Consider the following 16584-nt stretch of genomic DNA (forward strand, 5'->3'; position numbering starts at 1 on the left):
GCGCGCTGACTGTTTCAGTTCACCTCCCGTAATCGAAGGGCCCTTCTCAGCATGTCTGCTCCGCACCGTCAGCTCACTGTCAACGGCAGATCCCTGCATGCCGCCGAATCCCACGGACTCGAACGCAATGCCGTGGGCTCCTGGGGTGTCTTCGCGCAGGGCCTGGCGGCGGCCGCACCCAGCGTCGCCGTCGCGACGGTGCCGTTTTCGCTGTTCGTGGCGGCAGGCAAAGGCGCCGCCTGGGCCGCCGTCATCGGCCTGGTGGCGGTCATCCTGATCGCCACCACCATCAGCTTCCAAGCCAAACGAACGGTGTCCTCCGGTTCGTTGGGCACCTATGCCGGCAACGGGCTGGGACCCGGTGTCGGGTACGCCGCGGGATTCAGCCTGCTCATCGGGTACATCACCTTCGCCACCACCGGCACCCTGGGCGGAGTGCTCTACTTCGAGTCCTTCCTCGAAGCCTTCGGAATCCACTCGGAAGCAACCGGATTCAAACTCGCGCTGGTCGCGGTGATAGTCGCGGTGGCCGTCTACCTGCCCTACCGCGGAGTCTCCATCTCCGCCAAGTACGAGCTCGTCTTCGAAATAATCGCCACCGCACTGATTTTCATCATTATCGTGGCCTCATACGTCAGCTACGGCTGGCACATAGATACCGAACAGTGGTCCTTGTCCAACCTCGGTAACAGCACCACCTTCATCGCCGCAGTCACCGCGGTGGGTGCGTACGCGGGGTTCGAAAGCGTGGCATCTCTGGGCGCCGAATCCCGAGATCCGCACCGCACCATCGCCCGCTCCCTGCTGCGCGTGGTGTTGATCATCGGCGCGCTCTACATCCTCGCGACCTACCCCCAGATCCTGCAGTTCAGGAACATCGACGGCGACAGCGCGATACTCCCGCAGGTCGCCACGAATTCCGGTGTCGCGTGGGCTATTTACCCGATCAGTCTCGCGGTGACCATCGCGTTCATCGTGTTCGTCACCGCCGTCATCAGCTCAGCGGCACGCGGATTGTTCACCCTCGCACATGAAGGTGCACTGCCGACGGTTCTCACCCGCGTGCATCCCGTCTACAAGACCCCGATTGCGGGTATCGTCCTCATCGGGATCATCGCGGCAGCCTTCTCGGTCACCGCAACGCTCAGCTCGGTCGGCCGTCTCGTATTCGACGTGTACGGCAATTACGTTGCGAATTGGGGCTTTCTCACGAGTTACCTACTTGTGGTGGTGGCCACCCCGATCTGGTTGTACCGGATCAAGGCACTGACTCCGGCCCGCCTGGCGGTATCCGTCGCCGCCACCCTGGCGATCGGATACGTGATCTTCAGCAACTTCTATCCTGTGCCCACGTTCCCGTTCAACATTCTGCCGCTCATCTTCGGCACGATCCTGCTCGCCGGGCTGCTGCGTTACTGGTACCTACGGGCACGACGCCCCGAGGTGGCGGCCCGGATCGGTTCCATCCAAACGCTTTCCGAGGACGAACAAGAACGATTGGCCGAGCTCGGCATCCTTGAAGTCCTGCACGAAGAAATCCACGAGAAGCAGGAAGCCGAGCCAGAACCCTCAGCCGCCGCCGATTCAGGAGTCCTCGTCAAATGACTATCGCCGCCGCCCCCGAAGCCACCCCGTATCAGGGAGTGAACGATACCGAGTTCGACGAGTGGACGCACGTCGCCCAGCGAGTCGCCGGCGAGCTTGCCGAGACCGCGCTCGAACGGGACCGGGCCAACCAGAGTCCCATCGCCGAGATCGCGCTGCTGCGTGACGGCGGGCTGTTGTCCTTCGCCACTCCTCGCGAATTCGGCGGCGCCGGGGGAAGTCTGGGACAAGCCCTGCAGCTCAGCCGCATCATCGCAGCCGCGGACGGGTCGATCGGCCAGCTGCTGCTCTACCACTATTCGAATGGTGTCTGGACCTACATTCTCGGGTCCCCGGCGCAGCGCGAGTACATCGCACGCGGGATCGGCGAGCAGGGCTGGTTCCAAGGCAGCGTGAGCAATCCGCGCGACCCCGGTATCACCGTCATCCACACGGATGAGGGTTACCGGGTCAACGGTAAGCGCACCTTCGCCACCGGTGTCGCTGTCGCGGATCTGATCACCGTGCTGCTCTATGAGGACAAGCCGGTCAATGCGATCATTCCCCGCGACCGGGAAGGGCTGCGGTTCAACGATGATTGGGACAACCTGGGGCAGCGGCTTACTGCCAGCGGCAGCGTCGAATTCCACAATGTGTTGTTACGCGATGACGAGGTACTCACTGGCCTCGCACAATTCAGCGGAGACCAGGAGCGCCGCGACGGGCTCCGCACGCTGTTCAGCCAGCTGATCTTCGTGCACCTGTACCTCGGGATCGCCGAGGGCGCACTGGCCGCCGCCGTCACCTACATCCGAGAAAAGGGCCGTCCGTGGCCGGAGGCGCACTCCACGGAGGTGACCGAGGATCCGTACCACCTGCAACTGCTGGGCCAGCTCTCCGCGGGGATCGCCGCGGGAATCGCGCTTGCCGACGCGGTGACAAATGAGTTCGAGCAGACGCTGGCACTCGGTGAGGCGCTCACCGCAGTGCAGTGGGGTGAGCTGGCGATCCGGGTGGACCAGGCCAAATCCGTGTCCACTCAGATATCCCTGGACGTGACACATAATATCTACCAGGCAACCGGCGCCCGGTCGACGGCCAATTCCGTTGGACTGGATATCTATTGGCGCAATGTGCGCACGCACACCACCCACGATCCGCTGCCGTACCGGCAGCGGGAGATCGGGCGTTACCTACTGACCGATGAGTGGCCGTTACCGCGCAGCCTCAACGGCCTCGGCCGTCTCGCGAATACCACCCAGGGCAAGGCTTCGTGACGGACGTCCGGTTCCTGCAGACACCGGCGGAACGCGAGCGCGCCTTCGCGGTGTTCTGGCGGTCCATGGTGGGGCTGCCGCCCTTGGGTGATGTCGCTGTCGACGAGTTACTGGAAACCGGAAGATATTTGGGCGCCTTCGACGGCGAGGAGATTGTCGGCGGGGCCGATTCGTATACCAGCTGGCTCACCGTCCCAGGCGGCTCTCGGGTTCCGCATGCCGCCGTCACACACATCGGGGTGCTGCCCACGCACACCCGGCGCGGCATCCTCACCTCATTGGTCACCCAACAGCTCACCGATATCGCCGCGCGCGGAGAAATCGTCGCGAGCCTGCGTGCCTCCGAAGCGTTGATCTACCGGCGCTTCGGGTACGGCGTCGCGACCAGCAGCGCGACGTACCGCATACAGCGGCGGCGAGCATTGCCGCAGAACGCGATTGACGGTGGCCCCCTCACGCTGCTCGATACCGCGGCCACAGCGGAACTGCTGTCATCGATCTACGAACGCGCCGCGTGGACGGGATCCATCGCCCGCCCACCGCAGTGGTGGCGGCTACACGAGCTCATCGACACAGGTGACCCCGTCAAGCCGTACGTGGTCACACACGAGGACGGCTACGTACGGTACCGGCCGCTGGACACCTCCAGCTGGTTCACCAGCAGCGCGCGGACGGTAACCGTTGATGATCTTGTTGCACATAGCGATAAGGCTTACCAAGCGCTTGTCGGCCATCTGCTCGGGCTTGATCTGGTCGATGTCATCGAACTCGCCCCACGCCCAGTCGACGATCCACTTCCCCACCTGGTGACCGACCCCCGTGCGATAGAGGTCACTGGCATCCGCGACGAGACCTGGCTGCGCCTTGTCGATGTCGAGGCGGCTCTCGCAGCCCGCACCTACGCGGACACTGCACCCGTGGTGATCGAAGTCCGGGATGACCTGCTGCCACACAACTCGGCACGGTTCGCCGTAGGTTCCGACAAGGTCCGTCGCACCCAGCACATCCCGGACGTATCGCTCGACGCCGCGGCCCTTGCCTCGGTCTATCTCGGCGGCAGCACCTGGACACAACTGGGCCGGGCCGGATTGGTCTCCGCACATTCGGCCGGGGCATTCGACACCGCCGACACGCTGTTCTCTACCGGTGCAAAGCCTTTCGCCGGTACCAATTTCTAGGAGCGCCATGAGCACCCGTCAACTTCATCTTCTCGCATTCGGAAACGTGCGTTCGGGTGGCGCGTGGCGGCTGCCCGGCGTGCAGAACGGCCCTGCCAATCAGCTGGACACACTGGTCAAGACCGCCAAAGCTGCCGAGGCGGCCAAGTTCGATGCCATCTTCTTCGCCGACGGGCTCAACTTCGGCCCGGAAGCCACCTGGGCACACAAGTCCACCGAGGACTTCGAACCACTCACCACCACCTCGTATCTGGCCGCGGTTACCGAGCGTCTGGGGTTGGTAGTCACCGGCTCTTCCACATTCCAGCCGCCATACCACCTGGCACGCCAACTGTTATCCCTCGACCACCTCAGTTCCGGCCGCGCCGGATGGAATCTGGTCACCAGCTTCGCGCAGGCGGCTGCCGCCAACTTCGGTGACCGCGGTTTCCTGCCACACGATGAGCGCTACCGACTGGCCGAGGAAACGCTGCACGTCATCAAGACCCTGTGGCACTCGTTCGAATCAGGCACCGTTGTCGAAGACCGAACCGGCGGAATCTATAGCGATATCAGCAAGATTCACGTCGCCAATCATGACGGCGAGTTCCATCAGGTCAAAGGTCCACTTGGGGTTACGCCGTCCCAACAAGGGCAGCCGGTCATCTTCCAGGCCGGATCGTCCGCCACGGGAAGAGCCTTCGCCGCCAAGCACGCCGAGGTGGTGTTCACGGGTCAGACCGATATCGACCGCGCCAAGAACTTTTATCGGCAACTCAGCCAAGAGGCCCGCGCCGCGGGAAGGACCAGCTTTCCTCTCGTCACACCCTCGCTCGGGGTGGTAGTCGGATCCACCGACGCCGAGGCACAAGCTGTCGAATCGACCGTCTACGAACACTTCATCCCCGAGTACCAGGCGGGGTGGCTACTCGAGGTGGATGTCGATGTGATCGGGGCCGACCTGGACGGACCCGTTCCCGCATCCGCCTTCCCGGAGAGCACCGAGACCCATCGGACCGCACTCGCGGGGTACAAGCACCTTGCCACCGTGGGTAATCCGACGGTTCGGGAGTTCCTGTACCGCACCCTGAACGCATTCGGAACCCGGTTCGTCGGCTCCGCCGAGCGTGTGGCCGACGAGATCGAGCGATGGTTCACCGAAGGGGCCGCCGACGGGTTCATCCTGAGCACCTCGGGATTGCCCGGTCAGTTCGAGCTTTTCACCGAGCAGGTGGTGCCGATATTGGTGCGCCGGGGCATCTTCCGCGCCGACTACACCGGGTCGACACTGCGCGAACACCTGGGTCTACCCTGGCCGGCTCCGGTGCGCACACCCGCTGCCCTAGCGCGCTAGCCCTCGACTGCGACAACCTCGCGCAGCGTTCCGTCGGTGACGTCGTACACGAAGCCACGCACGCTGTCCTTCCGCGGAACAAACGGATTGTCCTTGATACGCGCAATGGATTGGCGGACATCCTCGTCCAGATCGGTGAAGGCCTCGGCGGACCACGGCGGCTTGATCCCCGTCTCGTCCTGAATCGAGCGTTTGAAGGCGTCGTCGGTGAAAGTCAGCATCCCGCAGTCGGTGTGGTGGATGAGGATGATCTCCTCCGTGCCGAGCAACCGCTGGGAGATGGCCAATGACCGGATCTCGTCCTCCGTGACAACGCCACCGGCGTTACGGATGACATGGGCATCACCCTCCCGCAGCCCCAGCAACCCATAGGGATTCAGCCGGGCATCCATGCACGCGAGGACCGCGATCTTCCTGCCCGGCGGCAGCGGCAGATCACCCTTGTCGAAGCTGGCCGCGTACGCCTTGGCATTGTCAAGCAGTTCGTCAGTGGTCGACATGACGCGACGGTATGAACCCGTCCCCGCGTCGTCAACGGTTACGAACGCCCTGATCCAAGGATGCGGGAGCTAAGGCCTCAACCGCGAACAGACGCTTATTGCACAGAGCTGCCAGGTGGCATGTGCAATAAGCGTCTGCTCGCGAGAAGGGGTCCGGAAGATCAGAAGTTGATCATGTGTCCCGCGAGGCCGTGCAGCGCTTCCTGCAGCGCCTCGGACAACGTCGGGTGCGTGTGCACGTTGCGGGTCAGCTCGTTGACCGTCAAATCCCACTTCTGTGCCAGCGTCAGCTCGGGCAGCAGCTCGGAGACATCCGGGCCGATCAGGTGCCCGCCAATCAGCTCACCGTACTTGGCGTCGGCGATGAGCTTCACGAAACCGGTCGGGTCGGCGAGGCCGTGTGCCTTGCCGTTCGCGGTGAACGGGAACTTGGCCACCTTGACGTCGTACCCCTCGGCGCGCGCCTGCTCCTCGGTCAGCCCGAAGCTGGCGACCTGCGGCTGACAGAACGTCGCGCGCGGCATCATCCGGTAATCGCCGAGCTCCAAAGTCTCTGCACCGGCGATGGTTTCGGCGGCGACGACGGCTTGGGCCTCGGCCACGTGGGCCAGCTGCAGCTTGGCGGTGACGTCACCGATCGCGTAGATGTGCGGCACGTTGGTGCGCATCCGCTCGTCGATGGCGATCGCGCCGCGGTCGGTCAGCGCGACACCGGTCTTCTCCAGACCAAAGCCCTCGACATTCGGCGCAAAGCCGATGGCCTGCAGCACCTTATCGGCGACGAGCTCACTCTCCTGCCCGTCCTTGCTGACGCGAACGGTGACCTGGGAACCACTATCGGTGATCGACTCCACCTTGGTGCCGGTGAGGATCTTGACACCCAGCTTCTTGTACTGCTTCTCGATCTCCTTCGACACCTCGGCGTCCTCGTTGGGCAGCGCCCGCGGCAGGAACTCGACGATGGTGACGTCCACGCCATAGTTCTTGAGGACGTACGCGAACTCCATACCGATGGCACCGGCGCCCGCGATGATGATCGACCCGGGCAGCTCGCGGGTGAGGATCTGCTTCTCGTAGGTGACCACGTTCTCCGAGAGCGAGGTCCCGGGTACCAGCCGCACACTGCTGCCGGTGGCGAGGATCACGTTGGAGAAGGTCAGCGTCTCGGCCGAACCATCCGTCAGCTTGACCGACAGTGTGTTGGCATCGGTGAAGGTGCCGACGCCCTCGTACTCGGTGATCTTGTTCTTCTTCATCAGGAAGTGCACACCGGCGACACGGCCCTCGGCGACCTTGCGGCTGCGATCGAATGCGGCACCGAAGTCGAAGGTGGCCTCACCGCTGATGCCAAAGGTCTTGGCCTCCTTGGTGAAGATGTGAGCCAGCTCCGCGTTGCGTAGCAGCGCCTTGGACGGGATGCACCCGACATTGAGGCAGACTCCGCCCCAGTACTTCTCCTCGACGATGGCTGTCTTCAGGCCCAGTTGGGCTGCGCGAATAGCCGCAACATAGCCACCGGGACCGGCTCCGAGAACGACGACGTCATAGTGTGCAGTCACGATCCCCACCCTAGTAGGGCACCGCTACCCGGGGTAGGTCAGCGGTCTCGGTACTGCATGCCCCAGGTGCGCAGCGGCTCCGGGCACAGTGATTGGACACCGGGGTACGAGGGCGCGGTGCACGCCACATATCCGTACTTGAAGCCTGCGGCCGCCACCGAAATGGCCGGTGCCGTCAATATGGCGAGGGCCAGGGCGACGACTATCGGACGCGGTTCCACCATGGCCAGCAGCAGCGCGACCAACACACAGGTAAACACCCAGATCAGCACGTAGGCGACCGAAACGAGCCGGTCACGCGGGAGCAGTGTCTCGAACCAATGCTGGTACAGCAGTAGTCCAATCGCGCCGGCGGGAATCCATACCCCCAGCAGCACGAGTAGCAGCACCCAGCGCTTCAGGAACGCAGGTTCTCGCTCGGCGAAAACCCGGATGGGCTTGGCGGGCTCGTCGGCGACCACGGGTACCGCGCCGGTGAGCGGGTCGGGAGTCATCGACTCGGCCGACGTCGCCGGCATCGCACCGGTGCGGTCGGCGCCGACGTCGAACGCTTGGGTCAGCGGCAACGCGTCGGTGTCCAGGCGGCCGGTTCGTTCAAGGTCGTCGTCCTTGAACGCTGAGAACGCGGTGAACGTGGAGGTATCCAGACCGTCCCTGATCTTGACGCCATCGATGCCTCCAGTGTCCGTCTCGGGCATGGCCGAGAACGCGGTCACCGCTACAGGCTCGGGTGCATCGTTATCGATCTGCACTTCCAGCGGATCGGCGAGATCGCCCTCGACGAGGCTGGGCTTCTCCAACTGGTCCACCAACTCGCTGGTATCGACCTTCTTGTCAGTCGTCTTTTCGCTGTCAGACACCGTGAATCACCTGTATCGCCGCCAGAATCCCGAACCACCCGGGAGAGATCGCCAGAACGAATGCCGCCACCGCCGTCATCCATTTGCGCGTGGACGCAATCAAGATCAGGAACCCAATCAGGCTGGGTACCGCGACGACGAGACCGATAACGAGGTCGGGTCGGACCGCCTCGTGCACGATCAAGGTGCCCGACATTCCGACGCCGAGTCCTACTGCTATCCCCAGCAGCATCGCGCTAGCTACAACCTGCGCGCGTGGCAGTGGTATCACGACAAAGCTCCTGCTCGGTGTTTATTTACGCCCCCGGGCCACCTCCGACCATACTGCGGTCCCTGGCACACTTGCTCACATGACCTCGGCGCGCCGCTCCCCGGACCCATATCTCTGGCTTGAGGACATCGGCGGCGACGAACCTCTGACCTGGGTACGCGAACGCAACGCGATAACTACCAGCGAGTTTTCCGGGGCACGTTTCGAGGCGATGCGCGGCGAGGCGCTGGCGATTCTCAACACGGACGCGCAGATCCCCTACGTGCGCCGCCGGGGCTCGTACCTCTACAACTTCTGGCGCGACGCCAATAACTCTCGCGGCCTTTGGCGGCGAACCACATTGGATCGATACCGCCTGGACGATCCACAGTGGGACGTCATCATCGACGTCGACGCCCTGGCAGCCGCCGAGGGAGAGAACTGGGTCTGGGCCGGCGCGACCGCGCTGCGCCCCGACTACAGCAGGGCGCTGGTCAGTTTGTCGCGCGGCGGTTCGGACGCGGTGGTGGTGCGTGAATTCGATCTGGAAACACGGCAGTTCGTGTCGGAAGGTTTCGCGCTTCCCGAGGCCAAGACTCAGATCGGTTGGATTGACGCCGATACCGTGTTCGTGGGCACCGACTTCGGACCCAGCAGCCTCACGGACTCGGGGTATCCACGTCTGGTCAAGCGCTGGAAGCGCGGGCAGCCTGTCGACGACGCCGAATTGGTGTTCAGCGGTGAATCTTCAGACGTGATGGTGGGTGCCGGCTTTGACGACACCCCGGGCTTCGAGCGGACCCTGATCAGCAGGGCCACCGATTTCTTCAACTCGGAAGTGCATGAGCTGAGTGTCGATGGCGAGCTGCGGCGCATCGACGTGCCCACCGACGCCTCCGTCTCGGTTCACCGCGAGTGGCTGCTCGTCGAGCTCAAATCGCCGTGGCAGCTGGATGCCGTCGAGTTTTCGGCGGGGACGCTGCTGGCGGCCAACTATGCCGACTTCCTTGCCGGCAATCGCACCGTGACCCCGGTGTTTGTTCCCGACGAGCACCGGAGCCTGCATCACTACGCGTGGACCCAAGACAGGCTCACCGTCGCGATCCTGCGTGATGTGGCCAGCGAGATCCTGGTGTTCACCCCGGGTACCTGGGACTCGGGGCCGCTGACCGGGGTACCTGAGAACGCCACCACACAGATTGTCGCCGTCGACGACCTGGGCGACGAGATATTCCTTGACACTTCGGGTTTCACTCAGCCGTCAATGCTGCTACGCGGTGAAGCAAGCACCGCGGAGGCCTCAGTACAGCCCATCAAGTCGGCACCGGCCTTCTTCGACGGTGAGTCCTTTGAAGTGGCTCAGCATTTCGCACAGTCCGACGACGGGACGTCGGTTCCGTATTTTGTGGTGCGCCCCAAGGGTTCCGACGGATCGGGTCCCACCCTGCTCGGGGGCTACGGCGGCTTCGAGGTCGCCAGGACTCCCGGGTACGACGGTGTACTGGGCAAGCTGTGGCTATCCCGCGGCGGCACGTACGTGCTGGCCAACATCCGCGGAGGCGGCGAGTACGGGCCCGTATGGCACACGCAGGCGATGCGCGAGGGTCGCCATCTCGTGTACGAGGACTTCGCCGCCGTCGCGCGGGATCTGGTGGTGCGAGGCATCACCACCGCGGCACAGCTGGGCGCACAGGGCGGAAGCAACGGCGGCCTGCTGATGGGCGTGATGCTCACGGCCTACCCGGAGCTGTTCGGTGCGTTGGTGTGCCAGGTGCCGCTGCTGGATATGCGGCGCTATCACCTGCTCCTGGCCGGCGCCTCCTGGGTTGCCGAGTACGGCGACCCGGACAATCCCGACGATTGGGAGTTCATCTCGAAATACTCCCCCTACCAAAATATTTCGTCAGATCGACGGTACCCGCCAGTTCTGATAACCACCTCGACCCGCGATGATCGAGTGCATCCCGGACATGCACGCAAGATGACCGCGGCACTGCAGGAGGCCGGGAAACCGGTCTGGTACTACGAGAACATCGAGGGCGGCCATGGCGGAGCGGCCAACAACGACCAGTCCGCTTTCAAGGCCGCGTTAGCCATCGAGTTCCTCTGGCGGCAGCTCGCACCCTGAGCCGAAATCTCAGGGCGATCCCCGATGCGGCCACTGCGCCGCGTCGGCAGAATGACGGCATGAGTGAAACCAATACCGTTCCACCATGGGTCAACAAGATGGTCAAGGGCGTGCTCCGCAGCCCACTGCATCCCGTGATCAGCAGCAATATCGCGCTGTTCACCTTCACCGGACGTAAGAGCGGTACGGAATACAACGTCGCCGCGACCTACGTTCTCGACGGCGACGTCCTGACGGTATTCACGGACAGGACCTGGGCGAAAAATCTGCGAGACGGCCGGCCTGTGACGGCACTCATACGCGGCAAGAAGCTGCACGGCACGGCCGAGCTGTTTACCGGACCTCAGATCGCCGGACCGTTGGCCGACCTGCTGCAGCGGGTGCCTCGAGATGCCAAATATCACAATGTGCGACGCAATCCCGACGGAAGCTTCGATCAGTCGGATATCGACCGGGCTGCCGCAGTGGAGCACATGGTGAAGATCCGGCTAGCGGCGCAGCAATCCGCCTAGCACCCCAGAGACGACGCCGATCGCGATCACCAGGCCACCGGCGGCCATCGTGAGGCTCAGCCAATGATGAGCGTTGCTCACCGCCTGGGTGACCAGGCTGTCGGCCACATCGCGGAGATTGTCGGTTATCCGGTTCAACGGCCGATCCAGGTAGCGCCGACCGATCTCCAGCCCCGCCCAGCCGGCCGCACCCACGAGTAGCGCCGAAATACCGAGCCCGGCAAGACCCTTGGCGCGGCTATGCACCGCCAGCTGGGTGAGCCCGGCGAGAACGAGGGTCAGACCGAGGGATATCCACACGACGAGCTGGCCGAAGCGTGCCACCGGCACCAAACGCCCCGGGGTCAGGCCACCCAGATTGTCATCGGTAACCGAGACCCTCAGCGTCTCCGGCGCCTTGATGGAAAGACCTTGCGGCACCATGCTCTTGATCATCGGCGCCAGGTCAATCTGCCAACTGCCCTGCGAATCACGGTGCGCCGAGCTGGAGTTCGTGAACACCCATTGGTGCGCCACCCGATTCACAGACGCGAAGTCGTCACGGAACTGCGGCCCACTGGTGTACGCGGCGGTGAGTGCGGCGACCTGGGTCTCGTTGACGCGCGAACCTTGTTTCTTACCCAGCGATACGATCTGGGTGGTGAGCTCCTCGGCGATCGCGTGCTGGACCTTCGGATCGGCTGCCGCCGGTGCCGTCAGCGCTACGTAGCCGTTCTCGTCGACAATCCCGGACTGCGCCCAGGCCGCCGCCACTGTCACGGCCAGTGCGGCGGTGGTCAGCAGCCACAGCAGGACCGCGAAGAGGAATCGCATTGACCCCAGGTTAGTCCGGCGGGCGGGAGCGAAGCGACTTTGGGGATCTAGTCCGTGAGCGCGCGTCCCAGGATCAGTGGATCGGCTTGGCCGACAACTTCGACATCCTTGTCGTCGTAGTCGAATTTGCCCAGAACGTGCCGCATCGCGTTGACGCGGGCCCGCTTCTTGTCGTTGCTCTTCACCACGATCCACGGTGCGTGGTCGGTGTCGGTGAGCGAGAACATCTCTTCCTTCGCCTTGGTGTAGGCGTCCCACTTGTCGAGCGATGCCAGGTCCATCGGCGAGAGCTTCCATTGCCGCACCGGATCAACCTGCCGGATCGCGAAACGGGTGCGCTGCTCGGCTGACGAAACGGAGAACCACAGCTTGGTCAGGCTGACGCCGTCGTCCACCAGCATCTGCTCGAAAAGCGGTGCCTGGTGGATGAATTCAGAGTGCTGCTGGTCGGAGCAGAATCCCATGACCCGCTCGACACCGGCCCGGTTGTACCAGGACCGGTCGAAGAACACCATCTCCCCCGCAGCGGGCAGATGCGGCACATACCGCTGGAAATACCACTGGGTGCGCTCGCGCTCGCTGGGCTTCTCCAGCGCGACGACGCGGGCACCGCGCGGGTTGAGGTGCTCCATGAACCGCTTGATGGTGCCGCCCTTACCCGCCGCGTCGCGACCCTCGAAGAGGATGACGTGCCGGGCACCGGTGCGCTTGCTCCAGTTCTGCAGCTTGAGCAGCTCGATCTGCAGCAGCCGCTTTTCCAGCTCGTACTGCTGGCGGCTCATCCGCTCGTCGTACGGATAGTTCTCCCGCCACGTATCTACCGCGACACCGTCGGGCGAAATGAGTACCGGATCATCGTCATCGTCATCGTCGACGGTGTAGCCCTGTGCGGCGGCGGTAATGGTGTCGGTCACCAGCGGAAACTAACCGCACCAACCGTCGCGTGGATGGCCGGTGAATGAACGTGAGGTGTCACGCTCGAGGTTCTTCGCGCAGGAGGCTCATCACCGCCGGAAGGGGCGCAGCGCCTTGTTGGAGAGCTTGGTGAGGCTCTTGAGCGCCACTGGTGCCAGCCAGCTCGGCCCGCTGTACCAAAGCGGCTCACTGGGCAGAGTCACCCGGGTGTCGACAATGGCCTCGGTGCGGCAGTACTTGAGCAGGCCGCTGGCGCCGCCGAAGCGAGAGCCCATACCCGAACCCTTCCAGCCGCCATGCGGCGCGGTGAGGCAGGACAGGTTCATGATTACGTCGTTGATATTGACGGTGCCGCAATCAAGTTGCAGTGCAACACGTTCGGCACGCTTACGATCCTTGGACCAGACGCTCGCCGAGAGGCCGTACTGGCTGTCATTCGCCAGCGCGATCGCCTTGGATTCCTCGGAGAACCGCATGATCGGCAGTGTCGGCCCAAAGGTTTCCTCGCGCATGCAGTCCATCGAATGGTCGACGTCGACCAGCACGGTCGGGGCGTAGAAGCTGCCTCCGCCCGGGACCCGCGCCCCGCCGGTAAGCGCTCGCGCACCCGCCGAGACGGCCTGGCGCACATGCTGGTCCACGACTTCGAGCTGGGCCTCGTCGATAATCGCGCCGACACTGTGGTCCAGCCCGGCACCGATCTCCAGGCTCCGGACCTCATCGACCACCAGGTCGACGAACTGCTCGTAGATCGAGTCGTGGACGTACACCCGCTCGACGGATACGCAGGTCTGGCCAGCGTTGAACATGCTGCCCCACACCGCGGCATGCGCGGCGCGCTTGACGTCAGCGTCGGAGAGCACCAACATCGGGTCCTTGCCACCGAGTTCCAAGCTGACCGGGGTGAGCCGACGCGCGGCGCGCTCCATGATCTTCTTTCCGGTGGCCGTGGACCCGGTGAATTGGATGAAGTCGACGTTGTCGATCAGTGCCTCCCCCACCTCACGCGCGCCGTGGACGATCTCGAACACGGGCGGCGCACCGATCTCCTCCCAGCCGCGGGCAATGAGTTCATCGGCGAGTGGGGTGCGTTCGGAAGGCTTCAGTAGCACCGAACAGCCCGCCAGTAGCGCCGGTACAACATCCCAGTATCCAAGCGCCACAGGGTAATTCCAGGGCGATATGACACCGACGACCTTGCGGGGCCGCTGGTGCAGCGTGATCTTCTTGGTGTTCATCGCGATTGAGGAGGCGGGTCGCGACTCGGGCGCCAGGAATTCCGCGGCACGCGGCGCGTAGTACGCGATGATGGCCAGGATCGACGGGATTTCGATGCCCGCGTCGATCTTCGACTTGCCGGTCTCGGCGATCAACTGAGCCTCGATACGCGGGGTGTTATCGGTCAGCCACTGCGCGAACCGCGCCAGCACCTTGCCACGCCCCTCAGGGCCGAGGCGTTCCCAGGACGGCTGCGCCTTCGCCAGTTGCGCGGTGATCACGGGGATATCCGACGGATCGGTCCAGTTCACCTGGCCGACAACCTGCCCATTCGCGGGATTGCGCACGTCATGGGTCATGTTGCGGGCAGCAGTGACGGGATTTTCAGACGTCGTTGTCATTGTGTGAGTCTAGGCATGAGGTGACATAAGTCGCACCCCCAGCTCGCTCCCGAGCCTGCGTCCAGTGCGAGATTCCGGCGGATTCTCCGCGCTCAGCGCAGACTCGCGACGCACTAGCCCCGCGGGATGATTCCGCGCAGGTACGCGGCCTGCCCCAGGTGTTGTGCGCAATCGTCGACGATGCTGACCAACCGGACGCTGGCCGTGACCGGGGGATCCCAATGTTCGTCGACGACGCGCGCGAGTTCCGCATCGGTCAGGGTCTCGACGTAGCGCAGCGTCATCTCGTGCACGTCACGGTAGTAGCCGCTCAGCTGGTCGGCTGTCGCGATGACCTTGGCCACGTCCTCCGGCGTGTGTCCGTACCCGTTGGAGTCGGCCGGCAGATCGAGACCGAAGCGCGGTTCCCAGCCGCCGGCCGTCCACACCGGCTCCTCACCGGTGATGGCGCAGATCTGCGCGTCCTGACACCGCGCCGAATGCCAGATCAGCCAGGCGATGCTGTTCGCGGTCGGAGTGGGGCGATGGACCAACCCCTCATCGGGAACACCGTCGGTCACCTCGCCGACATGTTCGATGATCCGAGTGAAGCTGTCACGCAACAGTTCCCGCGCTGAGGCCGCCGCGGTTGCATCCGTCATGGCTTGACGGTACGCCGGGGCTTGGCCACCGGTTTAGTCGGCGGTTTGATCATCGCAAGGTTGCTCGCCAAGCAGCCGCAGACGAGTACCGCCAAGATCGGCAGCACCAGAGCAGTGTTCAGCGAGAACGCATCGGCCAACCAGCCGATAAGGGCCGGGCCGCCCAGCACCGCGACGTATCCCGTCCCGACCACTCGCGAGAGCACCCTGCCCTCGTGCTGTTCGTCGATATTGCCCGCCACCGTGAACACCTGGGGGACACCGCCCGCGAGACCGAGGCCGACGGCCGCCCATCCCACCAATGTGAGCGGCAGCATCGGTGAGGCGATCACGACCACCAGGCCGACCGCGGCCAGCGCGCAACCCCAGCGCACCACCAGCACCCGACCCACACGTGCCACCAGCTTGTCGACGGTGAACCGACCGACCGTCATGGCGGCCATGAACACCCCGAACGTGAAGGCTCCCTGGGAATGAGAGGCGCCCAGATGCTCCTGCGCATGCAGGCTGCTCCAGTCCGTCGCCGAGCCCTCAGAGAGCATGAGCAGGAACGCCAGGAGGCCGAGTATCCACACCTGGCTGCGGCGATAGGCGACAGCCGGAGGCATCGTGTACGGCATCGTGTCCGGCGCTTCTGTCTCACCCGCTCGTAGCCTGCCCCGCAACAGCACCGTCCCAGCGCATGCAAGCACCGCCAGGCACAGCACGGTGACGCCGAGAACGGTCACCAAAATGGGGATGTGCAGCGCGAAGGCACCCGACCCGATGCCTGCTCCCACCACATTGCCGACGGAGAACACCCCGTGGAACGAGGCCATGATGGGCCGACCGTAGAAGCGTTCGACATCGACCGCGGCGGCGTTCATCGCCACATCGGTGACACCGACCGCGACGCCACATAGGAACGCGCCGATCGCTGCGGCCAACATCGTGTGCGCCGACAGCGGGAAGTTGACGCCGATCGCCATGGCGGCGCCTCCGGCGACGGCGATGGGACCACTACCGAAACGGTCGACGAGCAGACCGCTGAGTTGCATACCCGCGAGGGCACCGCACCCCAGAACCAACACCACGACGCCGAGCATTGAGGAGGACATGCCCGCGGCCTGTTTCATCGTGGGCAGGTGCACCGCCCAGGTAGCCACCACCAGGCCGAACGATGCAAACACGCCGATCACGGCCACCCGCATACGTAGCGGTTTCGTCAAGAAAAATCCTCACCTCGGGCATTGAGCCAACGATCGCGCACCCACCACGACCTCGGCGAGCAGCACTCACCGGTACCTCTGGTCCACAGTAGTTGCCCCGGGCCGAGTGGACATTCACACACGGTGTTATTCGGCCGATGTCTGCGCAGATGTTCTCTCGGGCAGCGGGGAACATATCCCTTGATATTCATATGACTTTATGGTGAT

The 16584-nt window shown here is 64.0% G+C and carries 15 protein-coding genes; 6 read left to right on the forward strand and 9 right to left on the reverse strand.

The annotated features are described in order from the left end of the window. The first annotated feature begins 51 nt into the window (after positions 1–51). The 4 genes from AB0H22_RS04985 to AB0H22_RS05000 are packed head-to-tail and all read left to right on the forward strand — an operon-like array spanning position 52 to position 5372. Complete coding sequence (locus AB0H22_RS04985; protein WP_180748957.1) at positions 52–1605, forward strand: amino acid permease; 1554 nt, start codon at positions 52–54, stop codon at positions 1603–1605. Next, positions 1602–2861, forward strand: a complete 1260-nt coding sequence (locus AB0H22_RS04990; RefSeq protein WP_358145154.1) for an acyl-CoA dehydrogenase family protein — start codon at positions 1602–1604, stop codon at positions 2859–2861. The genes AB0H22_RS04985 and AB0H22_RS04990 overlap by 4 nt, the downstream gene beginning before the upstream one ends. Beyond that, complete coding sequence (locus AB0H22_RS04995; RefSeq protein WP_358145156.1) at positions 2858–4039, forward strand: GNAT family N-acetyltransferase; 1182 nt, start codon at positions 2858–2860, stop codon at positions 4037–4039. Before AB0H22_RS04990 ends, AB0H22_RS04995 begins: the two co-directional genes overlap by 4 nt. 7 nt (positions 4040–4046) lie before the next feature. Beyond that, positions 4047–5372 carry an NtaA/DmoA family FMN-dependent monooxygenase gene (locus AB0H22_RS05000; protein ID WP_180748960.1) on the forward strand — a complete coding sequence of 442 codons (1326 nt, stop codon included), beginning with the start codon at positions 4047–4049 and terminating at the stop codon, positions 5370–5372. On the opposite strand, the gene AB0H22_RS05005 is transcribed toward AB0H22_RS05000, so the two are convergent. From AB0H22_RS05005 to AB0H22_RS05020, 4 genes are all read right to left on the reverse strand, one after another. Further along, entirely contained in the window at positions 5369–5872 is a 504-nt protein-coding gene (locus tag AB0H22_RS05005; RefSeq protein ID WP_358145159.1) for a carbonic anhydrase, read from the reverse strand. The two genes, AB0H22_RS05000 and AB0H22_RS05005, sit on opposite strands and share 4 nt — an antisense overlap. A 161-nt stretch (positions 5873–6033) precedes the next feature. Then, entirely contained in the window at positions 6034–7431 is a 1398-nt protein-coding gene (lpdA, locus tag AB0H22_RS05010) for a dihydrolipoyl dehydrogenase (RefSeq protein ID WP_180748962.1), read from the reverse strand. 38 nt (positions 7432–7469) lie between these two features. Continuing rightward, positions 7470–8291 carry a hypothetical protein gene (locus tag AB0H22_RS05015; RefSeq protein ID WP_358145161.1) on the reverse strand — a complete coding sequence of 274 codons (822 nt, stop codon included), beginning with the start codon at positions 8289–8291 and terminating at the stop codon, positions 7470–7472. Continuing rightward, positions 8284–8562: a putative holin gene (locus AB0H22_RS05020; RefSeq protein ID WP_180748963.1), complete on the reverse strand. Its 279-nt coding sequence runs from the start codon at positions 8560–8562 to the stop codon at positions 8284–8286. Before AB0H22_RS05020 ends, AB0H22_RS05015 begins: the two co-directional genes overlap by 8 nt. Positions 8563–8641: 79 nt before the next feature. Between AB0H22_RS05020 and AB0H22_RS05025 the strand changes: the two genes are divergently transcribed. Then, positions 8642–10669, forward strand: a complete 2028-nt coding sequence (locus AB0H22_RS05025; RefSeq protein WP_358145164.1) for a prolyl oligopeptidase family serine peptidase — start codon at positions 8642–8644, stop codon at positions 10667–10669. Between the two features lie 59 nt (positions 10670–10728). Further along, positions 10729–11181, forward strand: a complete 453-nt coding sequence (locus AB0H22_RS05030) for a hypothetical protein (protein ID WP_180748965.1) — start codon at positions 10729–10731, stop codon at positions 11179–11181. Here the strand turns inward: AB0H22_RS05030 and AB0H22_RS05035 are convergent. The 5 genes from AB0H22_RS05035 to AB0H22_RS05055 all read right to left on the reverse strand — a co-directional run bounded on the left by AB0H22_RS05035 (position 11158) and on the right by AB0H22_RS05055 (position 16359). After that, positions 11158–11994, reverse strand: a complete 837-nt coding sequence (locus AB0H22_RS05035) for a hypothetical protein (protein ID WP_180748966.1) — start codon at positions 11992–11994, stop codon at positions 11158–11160. The two genes, AB0H22_RS05030 and AB0H22_RS05035, sit on opposite strands and share 24 nt — an antisense overlap. A 47-nt stretch (positions 11995–12041) precedes the next feature. Continuing rightward, positions 12042–12908: a polyphosphate kinase 2 gene (gene ppk2, locus AB0H22_RS05040; protein ID WP_180748967.1), complete on the reverse strand. Its 867-nt coding sequence runs from the start codon at positions 12906–12908 to the stop codon at positions 12042–12044. Positions 12909–12998: 90 nt separating this feature from the next. Continuing rightward, on the reverse strand, positions 12999–14528 hold the full coding sequence (locus AB0H22_RS05045) for an aldehyde dehydrogenase family protein (RefSeq protein WP_180748968.1): 1530 nt from the start codon (positions 14526–14528) through the stop codon (positions 12999–13001). A 113-nt stretch (positions 14529–14641) separates the two neighbouring features. Then, a complete protein-coding gene (locus tag AB0H22_RS05050; protein WP_180748969.1) occupies positions 14642–15169 on the reverse strand; it encodes a mycothiol transferase in 528 nt (175 codons plus the stop codon). Next, complete coding sequence (locus AB0H22_RS05055) at positions 15166–16359, reverse strand: MFS transporter (RefSeq protein WP_180749742.1); 1194 nt, start codon at positions 16357–16359, stop codon at positions 15166–15168. The genes AB0H22_RS05050 and AB0H22_RS05055 overlap by 4 nt, the downstream gene beginning before the upstream one ends. Positions 16360–16584: the final 225 nt, after the last annotated feature.

Origin of the sequence: Mycobacterium sp. NPDC050853, assembly GCF_040653875.1 — a bacterium.
GTDB lineage: Bacteria > Actinomycetota > Actinomycetes > Mycobacteriales > Mycobacteriaceae > Mycobacterium.